16 protein-coding genes and 1 pseudogene are annotated in these 18,161 nt (G+C 69.1%); 13 read left to right on the forward strand and 4 right to left on the reverse strand.

Features of this window, described 5'->3' with window-relative positions; translation table 11 throughout:
- Positions 1-5: 5 nt before the first annotated feature.
- The 4 genes from BJP32_RS08970 to BJP32_RS08985 are packed head-to-tail and all read left to right on the forward strand — an operon-like array spanning position 6 to position 3,666.
- Positions 6-2,501 carry a heavy metal translocating P-type ATPase gene (locus BJP32_RS08970; protein WP_076223713.1) on the forward strand — a complete coding sequence of 832 codons (2,496 nt, stop codon included), beginning with the start codon at positions 6-8 and terminating at the stop codon, positions 2,499-2,501.
- Positions 2,501-2,920, forward strand: coding sequence for a Cu(I)-responsive transcriptional regulator (gene cueR / locus BJP32_RS08975; RefSeq protein ID WP_003165897.1), 420 nt, complete (start codon positions 2,501-2,503; stop codon positions 2,918-2,920). Before BJP32_RS08970 ends, cueR begins: the two co-directional genes overlap by 1 nt.
- 60 nt (positions 2,921-2,980) lie before the next feature.
- Positions 2,981-3,178: a heavy-metal-associated domain-containing protein gene (locus tag BJP32_RS08980; protein ID WP_003165896.1), complete on the forward strand. Its 198-nt coding sequence runs from the start codon at positions 2,981-2,983 to the stop codon at positions 3,176-3,178.
- Positions 3,179-3,180: 2 nt separating this feature from the next.
- Positions 3,181-3,666, forward strand: coding sequence for a DUF411 domain-containing protein (locus tag BJP32_RS08985; protein WP_076223714.1), 486 nt, complete (start codon positions 3,181-3,183; stop codon positions 3,664-3,666).
- 102 nt (positions 3,667-3,768) lie between these two features.
- Here BJP32_RS08985 and BJP32_RS08990 read toward each other — a convergent pair whose 3' ends face one another.
- Entirely contained in the window at positions 3,769-4,329 is a 561-nt protein-coding gene (locus BJP32_RS08990) for an OmpA family protein (RefSeq protein ID WP_081461950.1), read from the reverse strand.
- Positions 4,330-4,649: 320 nt separating this feature from the next.
- On the opposite strand from BJP32_RS08990, the gene BJP32_RS17345 reads away from it, so the two are divergent.
- Positions 4,650-5,519: a hypothetical protein gene (locus BJP32_RS17345; RefSeq protein ID WP_046652074.1), complete on the forward strand. Its 870-nt coding sequence runs from the start codon at positions 4,650-4,652 to the stop codon at positions 5,517-5,519.
- Here the strand turns inward: BJP32_RS17345 and BJP32_RS09000 are convergent.
- Positions 5,516-6,307 (reverse strand): A24 family peptidase, encoded by a 792-nt coding sequence (locus BJP32_RS09000; RefSeq protein WP_046652073.1) that lies wholly within the window; start codon positions 6,305-6,307, stop codon positions 5,516-5,518. The two genes, BJP32_RS17345 and BJP32_RS09000, sit on opposite strands and share 4 nt — an antisense overlap.
- A gap of 177 nt (positions 6,308-6,484) precedes the next feature.
- On the opposite strand from BJP32_RS09000, the pseudogene BJP32_RS17825 reads away from it, so the two are divergent.
- The 6 genes and pseudogenes from BJP32_RS17825 to BJP32_RS09030 all read left to right on the forward strand — a co-directional run.
- Positions 6,485-6,613: pseudogene (locus tag BJP32_RS17825) on the forward strand (helix-turn-helix transcriptional regulator); the annotation flags it as partial.
- A 434-nt stretch (positions 6,614-7,047) separates the two neighbouring features.
- A complete protein-coding gene (locus tag BJP32_RS09010; protein WP_046652069.1) occupies positions 7,048-7,524 on the forward strand; it encodes a hypothetical protein in 477 nt (158 codons plus the stop codon).
- Between the two features lie 46 nt (positions 7,525-7,570).
- Positions 7,571-7,795, forward strand: coding sequence for a hypothetical protein (locus BJP32_RS09015; protein ID WP_223850897.1), 225 nt, complete (start codon positions 7,571-7,573; stop codon positions 7,793-7,795).
- 117 nt (positions 7,796-7,912) lie between these two features.
- Entirely contained in the window at positions 7,913-10,288 is a 2,376-nt protein-coding gene (locus BJP32_RS09020) for a TonB-dependent receptor (RefSeq protein WP_046652067.1), read from the forward strand.
- Positions 10,289-10,507: 219 nt separating this feature from the next.
- Positions 10,508-10,828 carry a multidrug efflux SMR transporter gene (locus BJP32_RS09025; protein ID WP_003165889.1) on the forward strand — a complete coding sequence of 107 codons (321 nt, stop codon included), beginning with the start codon at positions 10,508-10,510 and terminating at the stop codon, positions 10,826-10,828.
- A 27-nt stretch (positions 10,829-10,855) separates the two neighbouring features.
- Positions 10,856-11,512: a glutathione S-transferase gene (locus BJP32_RS09030; RefSeq protein ID WP_003165888.1), complete on the forward strand. Its 657-nt coding sequence runs from the start codon at positions 10,856-10,858 to the stop codon at positions 11,510-11,512.
- A gap of 196 nt (positions 11,513-11,708) precedes the next feature.
- Here BJP32_RS09030 and BJP32_RS09035 read toward each other — a convergent pair whose 3' ends face one another.
- Both BJP32_RS09035 and BJP32_RS09040 read right to left on the reverse strand, forming a co-directional pair.
- Entirely contained in the window at positions 11,709-13,424 is a 1,716-nt protein-coding gene (locus BJP32_RS09035; RefSeq protein WP_046652065.1) for a lytic transglycosylase domain-containing protein, read from the reverse strand.
- 95 nt (positions 13,425-13,519) lie between these two features.
- Entirely contained in the window at positions 13,520-14,329 is an 810-nt protein-coding gene (locus BJP32_RS09040; protein ID WP_076223716.1) for a uracil-DNA glycosylase family protein, read from the reverse strand.
- A gap of 191 nt (positions 14,330-14,520) precedes the next feature.
- Here BJP32_RS09040 and BJP32_RS09045 point away from each other — a divergent pair, with 191 nt between their 5' ends.
- Entirely contained in the window at positions 14,521-16,176 is a 1,656-nt protein-coding gene (locus BJP32_RS09045; RefSeq protein WP_233126793.1) for an electron transfer flavoprotein-ubiquinone oxidoreductase, read from the forward strand.
- Between the two features lie 101 nt (positions 16,177-16,277).
- Positions 16,278-18,155, forward strand: coding sequence for a tetratricopeptide repeat protein (locus BJP32_RS09050; protein WP_046652061.1), 1,878 nt, complete (start codon positions 16,278-16,280; stop codon positions 18,153-18,155).
- Positions 18,156-18,161: the final 6 nt, after the last annotated feature.

Raw genomic sequence — 18,161 nt, forward strand, 5'->3', positions numbered from 1 at the left:
ACGTCATGGCCGCCGAAGGCTTGAGAACACTGGATCTGCCCGTCCTGGGCATGACCTGCGCCAGCTGCGTGGGGCGCGTCGAAAAGGCCATCCGCGCCGTGCCGGGCGTGACGGAGGCCCAGGTCAACCTGGCCGCCGAACGGGCGCAGGTGTCGCTGTCGTCGGAGGGTTCCGCCGCCGCCGTCGCGGCCGCCATCAAGAGCGCCGGCTATGAGCCGATGGAGGAGGAGGTCGTCTATCCCGTGCGGGAGATGACCTGCGCCTCCTGTGTCGGCCGCGTCGAAAAGGCGCTGGCCGCCGTGCCGGGCGTGCTGTCGGCCAGCGTCAATCTGGCGACCGAGCGGGCGACGGTGCGCTTCCTGTCGGGAGCGACGACCTTCCAGGATCTGGCCGCCGCCGTCGAACAGGCCGGCTATGTGCTGGAGGCGCCCGAGGACGCCGGGCCGGACGCCGGCGACCGCGAACAGGCCGCTCGCGACGCCGAGATCAAGAAGCTGGGCCGCGCGGTGCTGATCGCGGGCGCGGCGACCCTGCCGCTGTTCGTGCTGGAGATGGGCTCGCACTTCGTGCCGGGGATGCATCACTGGGTCAGTGAGACCATCGGCGCCTTCAACTGGAAGGTGATCAGCTTCGTGCTGGCGACCTTCGTGCTGTTCGTGCCGGGGATCATCTTCTATCGCAAGGGCGTGCCCGCCCTGCTGCGCTGGGCGCCGGACATGAACTCTCTCGTCGTGCTGGGCGCGACGGCGGCCTGGGCCTTCTCGACCGTGGCGACCTTCGCGCCGCAGTGGCTGCCGGAGGGCACGGCCAACATCTATTTCGAGGCGGCGGCGGTGATCGTCACCCTGATCCTGGTCGGGCGCTGGATCGAGGCGCGGGCCAAGGGCCGAACCGGCCAGGCGATCCGTCGCCTGATGTCGCTGCAAGCCAAGACCGCGCGCGTGGTGCGCGACGGCGTCGAGCAGGACGTGGCCGTCGATGCGGTCAAGGTCGGCGACGTGGTCGTGGTGCGCCCCGGCGAGCGGGTGCCCGTCGACGGCGTGGTGACGGACGGCGCCTCCTTCGTCGATGAATCCATGCTGACGGGCGAGCCGATCCCGGTCGAGAAGACCGCCGGCGCCGACGTCACGGGCGGCACGCTGAACACCACGGGCGCCTTCCGCTTCGAGGCGCGTCAGGTCGGCTCGCAGACCGTGCTGGCCCAGATCGTCAAGATGGTCGAGGCCGCTCAAGGGGCCAAGCTGCCGATCCAGGCGCTGGTGGACAAGGTGACGGGCTGGTTCGTGCCCGCGGTCATGGGCATCGCGGCCCTGACCTTCGCCGTGTGGTTCCTGTTCGGGCCGGACCCGGCGCTGGGGATGGCCCTGGTCGCGACCGTGGCCGTGCTGATCATCGCCTGCCCGTGCGCCATGGGTCTGGCGACGCCGACCTCCATCATGGTGGGCGTGGGCCGTGCGGCCGAGCTGGGCGTGCTGTTCCGCAAGGGCGAGGCGCTTCAGGCCCTTCAGGGCGTGGACGTCGTCGCCTTCGACAAGACCGGCACCCTGACCGAAGGCAAGCCGACGCTGACCGATCTGGTCACGGCCGAGGGCTTTGACGAGACGACGGTGCTGGCCCAGGTGGCGGCGCTGGAGATCCGCTCCGAGCATCCGGTGGCCCGCGCCCTGGTCGCCGCCGCCGAGGCGCGCGGCGTGACGGTGGCCCGGCCGCTGGACTTCGCCTCCATCCCCGGCAAGGGGGTGACGGGTCTGGTCGAGGGCGCGCGCGTCGCCGTCGGCGCCGACCGCTACATGGCCGAGCTGGGCTGCGACGTGGCCGTGTTCGCCGAGGCGGCGGCCCGTCTGGGCGACGAGGGCAAGACGCCGCTCTACGCCGCCGTGGACGGTCGACTGGCCGCCATCATCGCCGTGGCCGACCCGGTCAAGGCGACGACGGCCGAGGCCATCGCCGCCCTGCACGAGCTGGGGCTGAAGGTGGCGGTCATCAGCGGCGACAACCGCCGCACCGCCGCCGCCGTGGCGCGTCGTCTGGGCATCGACGAAGTCCACGCCGAGGTCATGCCGGACGGCAAGGTGGCGGTGATCGAGGCGCTGAAGGCGGGCGAGCGCCGGGTCGCCTTCGTCGGCGACGGGGTGAACGACGCCCCGGCTCTGGCGGCGGCAGACGTGGGTCTGGCGGTCGGCGGCGGTTCGGACGTGGCGATCGAGAGCGCCGACGTGGTCCTGACCGGCGGCGACCTGCGCGGCGCGGTCAGCGCCATCGGCCTGTCGCGGGCGACGATGAACAACATCCGCCAGAACCTGGCCTGGGCCTTCGGCTACAACGTGCTGCTGATCCCGGTGGCGGCGGGGGTGCTCTATCCGGTCTTCGGCCTGATGCTGTCGCCCATGCTGGCGGCGGGGGCCATGGCCCTGTCCAGCGTCAGCGTGGTGCTGAACGCCCTGCGCCTGCGGGCCTTCAAACCCCATATCGGTTCGAACAGCGTGAAGGGAGCCGCGTGATGAACATCGGCAAGGCTGCACAGGCGACCGGGGTCACGGCCAAGATGATCCGCTACTATGAGGCGCAAGGGCTGATCCGCCCGGCGGATCGGACCGACGGCAACTATCGTGATTTCAGCGAGCGCGACCTGAACGACCTGCGCTTCATCCGACGGGCGCGGGGGCTGGGCTTCTCGATCGAGGAGATCAGCCGCCTGCTGTCGCTATGGCGCGATAACTCGCGGCCCAGCCGCGAGGTCAAGGCGATGGCGCAGAAACACCTGGTCGATCTGGACGCCCGCATCCTCGAGATGCGCGAGATGGCCGACACCCTGCGTCATCTGGCCAATTGCTGCGCCGGGGACGAACGGCCGGACTGCCCGATCCTGTCCGACCTGGCGGGCGATACGTCGCAGGACGCGGCCGGTGCGACCGCTTGACCTCCCTATCGCGGCAAGGGGTCCAATGAACCGTCGCGTATCCAGAAAAGGAGCATCGTCATGATCTCGCTCAACATCCCGAAAATCCGCTGCGGCGGTTGCGTCGCCTCGGTCGAGAAGGCCGTCCTGTCCGTTGATCCGGCGGCCAAGATCACGGCCGATATTCCGGCGCGCCGGGTCGAGGTCGAGACGACGGCGTCCCCTCAATCCCTGGCCGACGCCCTGGCGGCGGCCGGCTATCCCGTTCAGGAGAACTGAAGATGAAGATGCCTGTTAAGCTGGCGGCGATCGCTGTCGGGGCGCTGGCCGTCGGCGGCGGCGTGTTTCTGGCCGAGGGCTTCGCCCGGCCCGCCGAGGCGGCCGAGATGACCGTCTACAAGAGCGATTCCTGCGGTTGCTGCGGCGGCTGGGTCGATCACATCCGGCGCTCGGGCATAGAGGTGAATGTGGTCGCAACCGACGACTTGGCGCCGGTCAAGCAGCGGCTGGGCGTCCCGCAGTCGCTGTGGAGCTGCCATACGGCCGTGATCGACGGCAAGGTCATCGAGGGCCACGTCCCGGCGGCGGGCGTGAAGGCCTTCCTGAAAAAGCCCGGCCAGGCGCGGGGCATCGGCGTGGGCGGCATGCCGACCGGCTCGCCCGGCATGGAAGCGCCCGGCTATGCGCCGGACCGTTATGACGTCATGACCTTCGGCGAGGGCGCGCCGGCGCGCTTCATGACCTTCGTGGGCGCTGATCCGGCCTGACGTCGGTTCTGAGCTGAAGACGACGACGGCGGCGCCCCCTGCGGGACGCCGCCGTTTTTCGTTCCGGCCGGGGCATGAGGCCGGAACGAAAGCCTTCGGCCGTTAGGCCAGCACCATGATGGCGACGCGGCGGTTCTGGGCGCGGCCTTCACGGGTGTTGTTGGGAGCCACCGGCTTGGAGGCGCCGTAGGAGATGGTCGCCATGCGGTTCAAGGCGATGCCCTGATCGCTCAGGAAACGACGCACAGCTTCAGCGCGCTCCTGGCCCAGACGCTCGTTGATCTGGTCGTTGCCGGTCGAGTCGGTGTGGCCCTGGATTTCCAGATAGACGTTGGCGTTCTCGGCGCGCAGGCGCTGGACCAGTTCGGCCAGACGCTGCTCGGCTTCCGGCGACAGCTCGGTGTGGTTGACCGGGAACTTCACCGAGTCGTCCGACAGCACGACCTCGTACAGGAACTTGCCTTGGGCCAGTTTATGCGCGGCGTTGGCGCGGGCCAGGGCTTCGCCCGCCGTGCCTTCAACCCGGGTGACGTGAGCGTCGACGCCGTCGACACGCTCATTCACGACTTGAACGTTGTCGCGGACGAACCGGTGGCTGGCGCAGCCGCTGACGGCGATGCCGAGAACGGCGACGGCGCCGATGACAGCGGTCCTAGATGCCAATTTGATCAAATTCAGTCTCCTTCGTGCCCGGCCCAACTCCGGGGGATGTTACGCGCCGCACCGGTGTCGGTTGCAAAACGGCGGAGCAAAGACGCGCGAAGAAGTGAAAAGGTTCAGCTTGACTGTAAAAAAATTTCAACAATCGGCGTTTTTGCTGTTCTACGCCGATTTATGGTCTGGCTTGTTGGCGCCATTTTCCTGACGTGCTGGGATGGTCATTGTCGAATATCAAAGGGCGAGGAGAATCTATTGAAAGCTTTGGTGTTTGCGGCCGCCGACAACTATAAGGCCCATGACGGCAAGGCTTGGGGAGCCTTTAGGTGAAGGCGGGGCCTCGTCGCCGTCGGAACAAGGTCGGCCCGATCCTGGGCAGCCTGATCGCGCACGGTTTGATCCTGGCGCTGATCATTGCTGCGCCGGTTGAACGGCCGCCGCTGGCTCCGGTTCCGCCGGTGGTCGAGGTGATGCTGGTCGAGCCGCCTCCGCCGCCGCCGCCTTCAGAACCTGCGCCGGGCGACGCGCCTGCGGGCGGCTCGGAGCCTGCGCCGGCGCCCAAGCCGGAACCGGCGCCCGCCGCGCCCGCGCCCGTTCCCGCTCAGACGCCCGAGAAGGCGCGGCGCACCGCGCCGACGCCGCCGACCCCGCGGCCCAGCCGTCCGACGCCGCGCCCGGCGCCGATCGAGCCTCTGCCCATCTCCGCGCCGGAGCCCAGCGTCTCCTTCGTCCTGCTGGGCGAGGGGGCTCTGAGCGGCGCCCTGACCGCAGGACAAGGCTCAGGCGGGGGCGGCGGCGCAGGGGCGGGCGTCGGCGGCGGCAGCGGCGGCGGGTCCGGTTCGGGCGTGGGCGGCGGCTCGGGTCAGGGATGCGATATGGTCAAGCGCATCCAGGACGCCCTGCGCAACGACGCGCGGATCAACGCCGCCATCGGCCAGGCCTATCGCACCTCCGGCGCCTCGGGCCGCGCCATCCTGATGTGGAACGGCGACTGGCTGCAAAGCCCCGGCGAAGAGGGCAAGGGTCTGGCCGGGGTGCGTCAGGCCATCGCCGTGACGGTCGGCTTCTCGTCGCGCGCCTGCAAGGCCGAGACCGTCAACGGCTATGTGCTGCTGACGCTCAGCGACCAGCCGGGCGCGCCGCGCGTGGCGCTGGGCGGCGGGCGCTGGCGCTGGTCCGACCTGCTGTCGCTCTAGGCGCCGAAGCCCAGACCCAAGGGGCCATAGAGCCAGGTCAGCCAGGCGCCGACGGCCAGGAAGACGCCGAACGGCAGGCGGTCGGTGGAGGCGACGGGGCGACGCAGCACAAGCTTGGCCGCCACAAGGCTGAGGCCGGTCAGCGACGCCCACAGCAGCACGCTGGGCAGACCCATCCACCCGACCCAGGCGCCGATCGCGCCCAGCAGGAAGGGGTCGCCCCCGCCCAGACCGTCGCGTCCGCGCAGTCGCTTGTAGAGGAAGGCCAGCAGCCACAGTCCGCCGAAACCGGCGGCGGCCCCAATCAGGGGCGTCTTCAGGGGCCCGATCAGCGACCATTGCAGCCCGCTCTGCACATTCGCCGGGTCCAGGGCCACGGCGGCGAACAGGCCGCTGAGGAACAGGGGCAGGGTCAGGGCGTCGGGCAGCCAGAAATGCTCGGCGTCGATCACGGCGATCAGCAGCAACTGCCAGCCCAGCACGGCCCCGGCCAGCGCCCAGGCCGGATCGGGAAAGCACAAGGCCGCCCAGACGCCGACGGCGCCGGACGCCAGTTCGATCAAGGGATAGCGCAGGGGAATGACGGCGCCGCAGTCGCCGCACTTGCCGCGTGACAACGCCCAACTGACCACCGGGATCATCCGCCAGGGCTTGAGCGGGCGCCCGCAGCCGCCGCACCGCGACCGGCTGACCACGATATCCTCGCCGCGCGGCAGGCGCAGGCTGACCAGACCCAGGAAGCTGCCGACGATCAGCCCCAGCCCGCCCATCAGAAGCGCCAGCAACATAGAAGTCGGTTCCCCCGTTTGAATGATCCCCTAATGCGACGCCGAACCGAAGGGACGCAATCAAAATGCCGCCTCGCGCGCGAGTTGTGTCGCGTCGCGGTGACACCCTGGCCCGATCGGCGCGCGCCGGGGACGGGGGACTGGACGCCAGGCGCGTGTCGTAGATAGTCAACTGTTGTGAAAAGCCCTTCTCCCATCGACAGCCTGACGCCGCGCGAGCTTGAAATCCTGCGCCTCGCCGCCAGCCGTCTGGGCGACAAGGAGATCGCGCAGCAGCTGAACCTCTCGCCCCGGACGGTTCAGAACCACCTGCACCGAGCCTATGAAAAGCTGGGCGTCTCCAACCGGATTCAGGCGGCGCGGCTCCTGAGTGATCATTACTCAGGGGGATCAATCCCACTGTCGCCGCCCCCCGCCGTATCGGCAGAAAGGGGCGTCCTTGCAGGTTCCGCGGAACATGTCGGGGACGGGAAAACGCCGTGGCCGACACCCTTCTTTCGGTCATATGCGAGTCTCAGAGCTTGGCGGCGGCCTCGAAAGATCGGAGGCTCGGTCTTGTGGCTGATCTTGGGGTGGGCTTTCGCCTGGATCCTGATCGCCGTGGTCGCCGCCTCTTTGGTGCTTCCCGTCCTGGAGATGATCCACAGCCTGCGCTGACGCTTCAAATAAGGCGAAGGAGCGCGTGAATGATGGGAAATAGCGGCTAGGCGCCTGGTTAGGCCGGCCTGCGGGAGGCGTTGATGGACTTGGTTCAGTTGGCTTTGCTGTTCCTCGGTTTCGCGGGGCTGGGCCTGCTGTTGTGGCGAGGCGGTCCTGGCGACCGTGCGGCCGCCGCCGTCATGCTGATGACCGTAGCCGCCTCCTATGCCGTCGAGGATCTGACATGGAACGGGCTCTACTTCGGTCTGATGCTCGTCGACAGCCTGGCCTTCGTGGCGCTGTGGCTGATCGCAGAGCGTGCGGGTCGCTGGTGGATCGTTCTGGCGTCTGCGTTTCAGCTTGTGGGTGTTCTGGCCTACTGCGCCCCGCTCCTGTCGTCGGAGCCTCTGGCATGGGCGCTGTTCACGCTGATCTGGGGGCTGTGGTTCCTGATCGTGCTCACATTATTTTTTGGCGTCTGGGAGGTCGAGGCCGACCGGCGCTACGCCCTGGGGGGGCGAGATGGCTCGACACTGGACGATGGAGGCCGCGCGCGCGCTGCTCCGTCAATGGAATGACAATCGGCTGGAGGCCTCCGTTCGTGAAGGAGGGCTGACGGTTGAATTGGGCGCGCTTGAGGTCTGGCTTCTGGAGCAGCGGCCGGAGACCTTGGCCGAAGCCGAGCGTCTTCTGGATCTGATCACGTCGCATCAGAGCGGCGGCGGCCGGGGCCTGGAGCAGCTCTGCCGGGTCGGCGGCGCGGTCCGCAATGACGTTGATTTCCACCGCAGCCGGGTGGAGCACAGCTTCGCTCCGCGCGCTTCGGGACCGCTGGCCGGGCGGGCCTGAAAGTCATCGTTTGATGATCGTCGGCCGGGGTTCCGCCCCGCCGACGGGGCTGTTACATCCGCTGACAGTCCGCGACGAAGCCTTGCGCCGTCGCTCCGCAAAGCGGTTTTTCCTCCCATGATTTCTGCTGTTCGCGCCGCGTCTCTCGCGTCCGCCTCCTTGTCCGTGCTCGCTTTGGCCGCGCCCGTCATGGCCGAGGCGGCCATTGACGAAGGACCGACCCAGGTGTCCGAGATCGTGGTGACGGCCGAGCGGCGCGAGGCGCCTCTGGCGGCGACGCCGCTGTCGCTGACGGTGGCGAGCCAGCCCCTGCTGGACGGCGTCGGCGTGCGCGACATCAAGGATCTGCAGATCCTGGCGCCGGGCCTGATCGTGGCCTCGACCTCGAACCAGACCTTCACCACCGCCCGCATCCGCGGCGTCGGCACGGTGGGCGACAATCCGGGCGTCGAAAGCTCGGTCGGCGTCATGATCGACGGCGTCTATCGCCCCCGCAACGGCGCGGCCCTGGGCGATCTGGGCGAGGTCGAGCGCGTCGAGGTGCTGAAGGGCCCGCAGGCGACCCTGTTCGGCAAGAACACCTCGGCGGGCGTCATCAACGTCGTCACCGCCGCCCCCTCGTTCGACGCGCGCATGGCGGGCGAGGCGACCTTCGGCGACTATGGAACGCACGGCGGCTCGGTCTCCCTGACCGGCCCGATCGTGGACGAGGTTCTGGCCGGGCGGCTGTATGTCGCCGCGCGTCGCCGCGACGGCCTCTATGACGTGAAGATCGGGGAGGGCCCGCGCACCTCGACCGACGATCAGACCGAACACTACGACACCGTGCGCGGTCAGCTGCTGTGGCGCGCCACGCCGAACCTGACCGCCCGCCTGACCGCCGACTGGACCGAGCGGGACGAACGCTGCTGCGTCGGCGTGCAACTGGTCACGGGCACCACCGCGCCCCTGCTGGCGACCTTTGCGCCCGACGGCGGCGTGGCGGCGACGCCGAAGCCGTGGGATCGCACAGCCTATTCCAACCGCGACACCAACACCCGCATCCGCGACAAGGGCCTGGCCCTGCATCTGAGCGCCGATCTGGGCTGGGCGAGGCTGGACAGCACCTCGGCGGTGCGCGACTGGCGCGGCGTCATCAGCCAGGACTGGGACTTCACCTCGGCCGACCTGGCCTATCGCCCGGACGACGGCAGCTGGTCGAACCGCTTCCGCACCCTGACGCAGGAGTTCCGCCTGTCGGGCCAGCGCGGAAAGCTGGACTGGTCGGCCGGCGCCTTCTTCGCCGATGAGAAGCTGACCCGTCGCGACAGCCTGTTCTACGGCGCAGATTACGAAGGCTATGTCAGCCGCCTGCTGTCGCGTTCGGCGTCGAACCCGCTGGGCGATCCGGCCTTCGTGTCGAGCATCACGGGGCTTCCCGTCGGCCAGAGCTTCGTCGAGGGCGAGGGCCAGTTGGATCGCTACTGGCAGACCGCTCGCAGCGCCGCCCTGTTCGGTCAGGTGTCTTACGCCGTGACCGACCGCCTGACCCTGACCGGGGGCCTGCGCCGCACCCATGAGAAGAAGGAGATGACGGCCGCCTATCACAACACCGACGGCGGCCGGGCCTGCGCGGCGGCGCTGGCCAACGGCGTCAGCAACGCCATCCTGTGCCTGCCGTGGTCGAACCCGGCCTTCAACGGCCTGAGCCAGTCCGAGACGGTCAAGGACGAGGCCTGGACCGGCATGGCCCGCGCCGAGTTTAAGGCGACCGAGGGCACGCGCCTCTACGCCTCCTGGTCGCGGGGCCGCAAGAACGGCGGCTTCAACCTGGATCGCGGGCAGACCAATCTGGTCCCCGACGCCTCGCGCGCCTTCCCGGCCGAGAGCGCCGACGCCTTCGAGGCGGGGATCAAGAGCGTGATGCTGGACCGGCGCCTGCTGGTCTCGGCCGCCGCCTTCCGCCAGACCTATGACGACTTCCAGCTGAACACCTTCCTGGGCACGACCTTCCTGGTCCGCTCCATCCCCGAGGTGCGGGCCAAGGGCGTCGAGGCGGACTTCATGTTCCTGCCGTTCGAGGGCCTGTCGCTGCAGGGCGGCCTGACCTACGCTCAGACGGAGTATGGCGACGACGCGGTGCCGGGCCTGCCGCTGCTGGCGGGCAGGCGGATGAATTTCGCGCCCTTGTGGAGCGGGTCTCTGGCTGGAACCTATGAGCGGCCGGTGGCGGCGGGGCTGACCGGGCGGGTGACGCTGGCGGCCAAATATTCGTCGGAATACAACACCGGCTCGGACCTGGACCCGGCCAAGAGCCAGCCGGGCTTCTGGCTGGTCGACGGCCGCGTCGCGCTAGCCCGCGATGACGCCTGGAGCGTCGAGCTGTGGGGCCGCAACCTGTTCGATCAAGACTATCGCCAGGTGGCCTTCGGCGCGCCGTTCCAGACGGGGACGCTGGGCGCCTTCCTGGGGGCGCCGCGCACGGTGGGCGTGACCCTGCGGATCATGCGCTGATGATGGGCGAGGGGAGCAGGCGAGGGATCGCCCGCTCCCCCCTTCCACTGATGCAAAATGGCCTCCACCTGATGGCATATTGCGTCTGCGAAAGCCCCCGAGGGCGGCAAGCCTTGACTTGAGACCCGCCTGTCCCAGATAGGCGGGGTCAGAGGACGACCTCTCCCATCTTGGGCATGACGCTGGGACGACCCGGCACGCCATGCAAGGGAGCAAGTCATGGCCTGGATCTTCCTTCTTCTCGCCGGTCTGTTCGAGATCGTCTGGGCCTTCCTGATGAAGGCCTCCGAGGGCTTCACCAAGCCCTGGCCGACGATCGGCACCATCGGCTTCATGATCGTCAGCTTCGGCCTGTTGTCGATCTCGATGAAGACCCTGCCGCTGGGCACCGCCTATGTGATCTGGACCGGCATCGGCGCCGTCGGGGCCTTCGTGGTCGGCATCGCCGTGCTGGGCGAGCCCGTCACGCCGATGCGCGTCATCGGCGCCGTCCTGATCGTCAGCGGCCTGGTTGTGCTGAAGCTCGCCTCCAGCCATTAATCACGGCGACAGCCTCGGAGCTTCGCCATGGAATTGATCGTCGGACCGCGCCTCTTCTCCACCTGGTCCTTGCGGCCGTGGCTGGTGTTGAGGCGCGCGGGCGCCGTCTTCGACACGCGCGAGGTCTGGTATCGCTCCGAGGCTGAAAAGGCTGAACTGCGGCGCCTGTCGCCCTCGGGCTTCGTGCCGCTGCTGAAGGTCGAGGGCGAGACGATCTGGGACACCCTGTCTATCAGCGAATGGGCGGCCGAACGCTATCCCGAGGCGCATCTATGGCCGGTCGATCCGATCGCGCGCGCCCTGGCCCGTTCGGCGACGGCCGAGATGCACTCCGGCTTCCACGCCCTGCGCGACCTGTGCGGCATGGGGCCGGATCATCCGATGGCCGGGGATGCGCGCAGCCCGGCGCCGTCCGATCCGGGCCTGGACCGCGACCTGGCGCGTCTGGTCGTGCTGTGGCGACAGATGCGTGACCGCTTCGGCGCGGACGGGCCGTGGCTGTTCGGCGACTGGTCGATCGCCGACGCCTTCTTCACGCCCGTGGCGGCGCGGGTGCGCCACTATCAGATCGACCTGTCGGCTCACGGCGACGACGGGACGGCCGCCGCCTATGTCGCCGCCCTTCTGGCCCAGCCGCACTTCCGCGAGTGGGAGGCGGCGGCCCTGTCATCTAACGTTGATTAACCGATCCTGAGAACGCGGGTTTAAGAGAGCGGACTTATAGTCCAGCTTGTTCTCGGAGGGGCGGAGCCATGCGTACGATCAGCAGGAACACCGACTGGGGCCGCACGGCCAGAGCCTACGCCCTGGCGGCGGTGGTCATGGCCCTGGTGTGGACGTCGCTTCTGACCTTGATGGTCTGAGGCGTCTTAATCGCGCTTCAGCGCGAGCCGCCGCCCAGCACGGCCTCTGCCACCTGCAAGGGGGCGGGGGGCGGCGCGACGTAATCCAGGCGGATCGGCACGGCGCGCGCGCCCGATGCCACGGCGTCCAGCGTCTTCACCGGCCCGCCCATCATGCGCTGATAGATCCAGTAGGCCGCGACGACCTTCTCGACGTATTCGCGCGCCTGGGGCACGTCGATGGTCTCGATCAGCAGCAGGGGATCGGCGTCGGCGCCCAGCTTGCGGATCGCCGCCAGCATCGGCCCCGGCCCGGCGTTGTAGGAGGCCACCGCCTTCAGCAGGTCGCCCTGGAAGGATTCGATCTGGAACAGGCGGTTCACATAGTCCTGGCCCAGCTTCATGTTCACCGCCGGGTCCAGCAGGCGCTGGGGCGTGCGGACATAGCCCTGGTCGCCGGTCATGTGCGCGGCCGTGGTCGGCATGACCTGCATCAGGCCATAGGCGCCGGCGCCGGAACGGGCGTTGGCGTTGAAGTCCGTCTCCTTGCGCGCGATGGCGTAGACGAGGGCCTTCTCGATGGTGAAGCCGCCCATGGGCTGCAGGTCCGGCATCGGATAGCGGACGGCGTCGATGCGGCTGGCCTCGGACTGGGCGGCGCGGCCGGGCGCGACCAGGCGATACAGGCCGACCCACATCTGGCGCGCGGCGCTGTCGCCGCTGGCGGCGCGCAGGCCGTTGCGGGCGGCCAGTTCAGCATCGTTGCGGCGGCCGACCTCGTACAGGGCGACGGTGCGGCGGGCGTCCTCGTCCGAGCGGATGAAGGCGTTGAGCGCGCGCGTATCCACGCCGATCGGCTCGGGCGTGAATGAGGCGCGTTGCAGCGTCGCCTCATAGGGGCGCGGCCCCTGGTTCTCGATCACCGGCTCCTCGCCCAGCTGACGCAGGGCGATCTGGCCGTAGAAGGTGGCCGGCCAGCGCGCGGCCTGGCGCAGATATTCGTTCACGCGGTCCTGTCGGCCCGACTGGCCCGCCGCCCGCGCCGCCCAGAAGGCGCCGCCCGAGCGGACCCACGGATCCTCGGTCGGATCCTGGGCGACGTGCTCGAAGGCCTGGAAGGCGTCGGCGTGCTGCTCCATGCGCCAGGCGGCCAGACCCGCCGTCCACCAGTCGCCGATCTGCTGGCCCATCGTGTAGGCGCCGGGCAGGTCGTCGTTGTTCAGGGCCACGCGCGCGGCCTTGGCTGGATCGTTGACGCCGCCGTCGCCGGGATTGGTCAGGCTGGCCCAGGTGCGGGTCAGCAAGCCGCCGGGGCGCTTGGGCTCGGCCGCGCCGTCGGGCAGGCGTCGCATCGCCAGAGTATAGACCCGCTCGGCCATCGGCAGGTCGGAATAGGTCTCGAGCCAGGCCGCGAGTTCGTCATAGGTGGCGACGTGGCTGGGGTGGAACAGGCGCTCGAACTCGACCTGACCCAGCAGGACGCGGTCCTTGGCCTGACGCGCCGAGTTGCGGGCCAGCTCCAGATCGCCGCGCCGCAGGGCGTCGAAGGCGGTGGTGTAGCTGAGCCGGTCCTCGCTGCTCAGCGCCGTGGGCGACGGCGAGGCGTCTGCGCCAGAATCTGCGCCGGAATCTGCGCCAGCGGCGGCATAGGGGCGGGAGGTATCGACATCTTCAGCCTGGGCTGCGGTCGCAGCAAGGGCGCAAAGCGCGAAGGCGAACAGAGACGCACGACGCGTCCGGCGGAAAGAATACATGACGCGGCGGCCCCCTTCGTCGGCGTCGGTCCCGTCTCGATTCGGGATTCTACGACGCTCTGCGGACTGGTCTCCAAGAGTTCAGGATGCCTGAATCAGGCGCCCGGCTCAACCACTTCGCCGCGCAGGCGAGCGGACAAATCTAGAATGTCTTTCCAAACCAAACCCTTGGCCTGCGGCTGTCGCAGCAGGAAGGCGGGGTGAAGGGTGGCCATGACGGGGGCGGCGATTCCGTCTTCGGACAATCGCCATTCGCGCCACTGGCCGCGCGTCCGCATGATGCCGTCGTCGGTCTTCAGCACGGCCTTGGCCGCCGCCGCGCCGACCAGCAGCACAGCTTTGGGCTTCAGCAGGGCCAAGGCGCGCTCAAGGAAGGGGGCGCAGACCGCCTGTTCCTGCGGCGTCGGGGTGCGATTGCCGGGCGTCTTCCAGAAGACGGTGTTGGTGATGAAGGCCTCGTCCAGCAGGCCCGCCGCCGTCAGGATGCGGTCCAGCAGCTGGCCCGCATGGCCGACGAAGGGCTGGCCGCGCACGTCTTCCTCGGCGCCGGGGCCTTCGCCGACGATCATCAGCGAACCTTGCGGATTGCCGCGCGCGAAGACGGATTGCCGGGCGCCCATGGCGCGCAGGGGGCAGCCCTCGAAGGCGGCGACGGCCTCGGCCAGTTCGTCCAGGGTGGTCGCCGTCGCCGCGAGGCGACGCGCCTCGACGGCCGCCTCATCGACGGACGGCGGGGCGCCGGGGGCGCGCAAGGGGGTGATCGTGGCCGGACCCTTGGCCGCGACGGGGGCGACGAAGACGGTGCGGTCGACCGGTTCCGCCTCGAAACAGGCGTCCACGCCTGCGTCGCGCCAGAAGGCGAACAGGGCCTCTGCGGCAGCCATATCGAGGGAAGGGGCGTTCATCTGACTATAGGCAATAGGCCTTGACCGCCCCCGCGTCACCTCCCGATAAGGCGGATAACCACGACGACAACGAGGATTCAGGGGACATGGCCGAGGAAATGATCGAAGGCGGCGCCAAGAACGCATGGCAGGAAGCCGTCATCGACAACCTGCCGCCGCTCGAGGCCCTGGCGGGCGTCGAGCGCGAGGTCATGGAATATGACGTCGTCATCGTCGGCGGCGGCCCCGCCGGCCTGTCGGCCGCCATCCGCCTGAAGCAGCGGGCGGAAAAGGACGGCAAGGAGATTTCCGTCGCCGTGCTCGAGAAATCGGCCGAGATCGGCGGCCACGTCCTGTCGGGCGCGGTCATCGACCCGAAGGCGCTGAACGAGCTGTTCCCCGACTGGAAGGAACGCGGCGCCCCGCTCGAGACGCCGGTGACCAAGGACAAATTCCTGGTGCTGGGGCCGCAGGGACAGGCCTCCCTGCCGATGTTCGCCATGCCGCCCTTCATGCACAATGACGGCTGCTACATCGCCTCGCTGGGCAATGTCGCGCGCTGGCTGGCCGAACAGGCGGAAGGCTTGGGCGTCGAAGTCTATCCCGGCATGGCCGCCAGCCATGTGGTCTGGGAAGAAGAAACCGGCCGGGTGAAGGGCGTCGTCGCCGGCGTCTTCGGCATCGACCGCGAGGGCAAGCCGACCGGCGAGTTCCAGCCGGGCCTCGAACTGCACGGCAAATACGTCTTCATCGCCGAGGGCGTGCGCGGCTCGCTGGCCAAGACCATCATGGCCCGCCACAACCTGTGCGACGCCGCCGATCCCCAGAAGTTCGGCATCGGCCTGAAGGAGCTGTGGCAGATCCCGGCCGAGAAGCACCAGCCCGGCCTGGTCCAGCACACCACCGGCTGGCCGCTGGACGACAAGACGGGCGGCGGGTCGTTCCTGTATCACTTCGGCGACCGCTATGTGTCTGTCGGCTTCGTCGTCCACCTGAACTACAGGAACCCCTTCCTGTCGCCGTTCGACGAGTTCCAGCAGTTCAAGCATCACCCGGCCATCGCCGAGCATCTGGAGGGCGGCACGCGCGTCTCCTACGGCGCCCGCGCCATCACCGAGGGCGGCTTCCAGTCGGTGCCCAAGCTGGCCTTCCCCGGCGGCGCCCTGATCGGCTGTTCGGCGGGCTTCGTGAACGTGCCGCGCATCAAGGGCAGCCACAACGCCATGAAGACCGGCATGCTGGCCGCCGACGCCGCCTATGACGCCGTCATGGAAGGCCGCGAGGGCGACGTGCTGAGCGCCTATCAGGCAGCCTATCTGCGCTCGTGGGTCCATAAGGAGCTGAAGGTCGTCCGCAACGCCAAGCCCCTGCTGTCCAAGCTGGGCACGATGATGGGCGGGGCGGTCGGCATGTTCGACCTGTGGGTCAACCACCTGACGGGCGGCTTCTCCTTCTTCGGCACCATGCGCCACGGCAAGACCGACGCGGCCTCGACCGAGCCTGCCTCGCAGCACAAGCCGATCGCCTATCCCAAGCCGGACGGGAAGCTGTCGTTCGACAAGCTGTCGAGCGTCTTCATCTCCAACACCAACCACGCCGAGGACCAGCCCGCGCACCTGAAGCTGCTGGACCCGTCCGTGCCGATCAACGTCAACCTGCCCAAGTACGGCGAGCCCGCACGCCTCTACTGCCCGGCCGGGGTGTACGAGGTCGTCTATGCGGACGAGGCGAACCGCGCCGATCCGCGCTTCGTCATCAACGCCCAGAACTGCGTCCACTGCAAAACCTGCGACATCAAGGATCCGTCGCAGAACATCGTCTGGACGACGCCCGAAGGCGGCGGCGGTCCGAACTATCCGAACATGTAAGCCAGAGATTCTCCCTCCCCTTCATGGGGAGGCAGAAGTGTTGTGCGGCTTTTCCCGCACATGATCTTGCGGGCGAAAGGGAAAGCGTGAAGGGTCCGGCCATGCGTTTCGTCTCTTCTCGTCCTGTCCTGTTCCTGGCGGCTTCCGCCCTTGCGCTGTCGCTGGCCGCGCCGTCCCTGGCGCAGCAGGCGCCCGAGCCTGCGCCGGAAACGCCGGCCGAAGCTCCGGCAGGGCAGGACGCTGAGCCGAACGGCGATCCCGTCCCGCACATCATCATCGCGGATGCGCCGGAAACGCCCGAAGAACCCGAGGTCGCGCCCATTCCCGCCGTCTGGGCGCCGATCCCGCTCGACGCCCATAAGAACAGCGCCTTCGGCCTCTATCTGGCGGGCCGCAACGCCCTGACCAGCGGCGAGAGCGCGGTCGGGGCCGATTATCTCAGCCGCGTCTACGCCCTGACGCCGGAACAGCCGCGCGTGCGCGAACAGGCCTTCACCGCCGCCCTTCTGGCCGGCGATCTGGACGAGGCGGGGCGGATCGCCCCGACTGACCCCGAGGTGTCGCCGGTCATCGTCCAGGCCGGGCGCCTGGTTCAGGCGGTGCAGGCCTATGCCGGCGGCGACGCCCGGCGCGCCGACGCCCTGCTGAAGGACGCCCCGGTCGGCGAGCCGCATGACCGGGCGGGCTTCTACGTCCAGGGCTGGATCGCCGCCGCCGCCAAGGACTGGGATCGCGCCCTGGCCCTGCCGCCCGCCGATTTCGATCCGGTCAGCGTCATGGTGGCGCGCGCCAACCGCGCCCGCCTGCTGGAGCAGCGCCGCCGCTATGACGAGGCCGACGCCGAATGGCGCGACCTGACCAGCCACGCCATCACCGGCGCCTTATTCCGCCAACCGTACGGCGAGTTCCTGGAGCGGCGCGGTCGGCGCGACGACGCCCTGGTCCAGTATGACGCCGCCATCACCGCCGGAACGGCCGACCGGCGCGTGATCCAGGGGCGCGAGCGGGTGCTGGCCAAGGGCCGCCCGCCCGCCTTGCCCAGCTTCCGCCAGGGCGCCGCCCAGGCGCTGCGCACCGCTGCGGACCAGATGATCGCCCAGCGCGCCCATGAGTTCGGCGTCGTCTATCTGCGCCTGGCCCAGAACCTGGACCCCAACGACAACACCCAGCTTCTGATCGGCCAGACCCTGATCCAGGGCGGGATCGAACCGGCGGGCCGGGCGGCCCTGGCGGAGGTCAGCGAGGCCTCGCCCGCCCTCTACGCCGCCGCCCGCATCCAGACGGCCATCAGCCTGGGCAAGGCGGGACGGGATGAAGAGGCCCTGGTCGAACTGCGCCGCGCCGCCGCCGCCCGTCCCGACGAGGCGGGCGTGGCCTATATGCTGGCCGGCCAGTTGATGCAGATGGAACGGCACGAAGCGGCGCTGGAGCTGCTGAACGGCCCGCTGCTGAATACGGCGGATCAGGGTTTCGAGGTCCATTTCCTGCGCGGCGCGGCCTATGAATCCCTCGACCGGGACACCGAGGCCGAGGCCGAGCTGTGGGCCGCCCTCCAGATGCAGCCCGACAATCCGACCCTGCTGAACTATCTCGGCTATCTGTGGGTCGACACCGGGACGCGGGTGCAGGAGGGCGCCGCCATGATCGCCCGCGCCCACGCCGCCGAGCCCAAGGACGGCAACATTCAGGACTCCCTCGGCTGGGCCCAGTACCGCCAAGGGCAGTATGAGGCGGCGGTGGTCAATCTGGAGGGCGCCGTCGACAAGGAGCCCGCCAACGCCGAGATCAACGACCACCTGGGCGACGCCTACTGGGCTGTGGGCCGTCAGCGCGAGGCGGGCTTCCAGTGGAACCGCGTCCTGACGCTGGAGGTCGACGACAAGCGCCGCGGCGAGGTCGAGGCCAAGCTGCGCGACCGCCTGGGCCAGGATCCGACCGGGGACAAGGGGCTGGGGTCTGCGGGCGGCGCGGCCGACTGACGCCGC

It is taken from the genome of Brevundimonas sp. ZS04, from assembly GCF_001956865.1.
GTDB lineage: Bacteria > Pseudomonadota > Alphaproteobacteria > Caulobacterales > Caulobacteraceae > Brevundimonas > Brevundimonas diminuta.

Coding starts and splice junctions, on each gene's coding strand:
- BJP32_RS08970 (WP_076223713.1), top strand. CDS start 6: ATGGCCGCCGAAGGCTTGAGAACACTGGATCTGCCCGTCCTGGGCATG.
- cueR (WP_003165897.1), top strand. CDS start 2,501: ATGAACATCGGCAAGGCTGCACAGGCGACCGGGGTCACGGCCAAGATG.
- BJP32_RS08980 (WP_003165896.1), top strand. CDS start 2,981: ATGATCTCGCTCAACATCCCGAAAATCCGCTGCGGCGGTTGCGTCGCC.
- BJP32_RS08985 (WP_076223714.1), top strand. CDS start 3,181: ATGAAGATGCCTGTTAAGCTGGCGGCGATCGCTGTCGGGGCGCTGGCC.
- BJP32_RS09000 (WP_046652073.1), bottom strand. CDS start 6,307: ATGTTGCTGGCGCTTCTGATGGGCGGGCTGGGGCTGATCGTCGGCAGC.
- BJP32_RS09010 (WP_046652069.1), top strand. CDS start 7,048: ATGGACTTGGTTCAGTTGGCTTTGCTGTTCCTCGGTTTCGCGGGGCTG.
- BJP32_RS09020 (WP_046652067.1), top strand. CDS start 7,913: ATGATTTCTGCTGTTCGCGCCGCGTCTCTCGCGTCCGCCTCCTTGTCC.
- BJP32_RS09025 (WP_003165889.1), top strand. CDS start 10,508: ATGGCCTGGATCTTCCTTCTTCTCGCCGGTCTGTTCGAGATCGTCTGG.
- BJP32_RS09030 (WP_003165888.1), top strand. CDS start 10,856: ATGGAATTGATCGTCGGACCGCGCCTCTTCTCCACCTGGTCCTTGCGG.
- BJP32_RS09035 (WP_046652065.1), bottom strand. CDS start 13,424: ATGTATTCTTTCCGCCGGACGCGTCGTGCGTCTCTGTTCGCCTTCGCG.
- BJP32_RS09040 (WP_076223716.1), bottom strand. CDS start 14,329: ATGAACGCCCCTTCCCTCGATATGGCTGCCGCAGAGGCCCTGTTCGCC.
- BJP32_RS09045 (WP_233126793.1), top strand. CDS start 14,521: ATGGAATATGACGTCGTCATCGTCGGCGGCGGCCCCGCCGGCCTGTCG.
- BJP32_RS09050 (WP_046652061.1), top strand. CDS start 16,278: ATGCGTTTCGTCTCTTCTCGTCCTGTCCTGTTCCTGGCGGCTTCCGCC.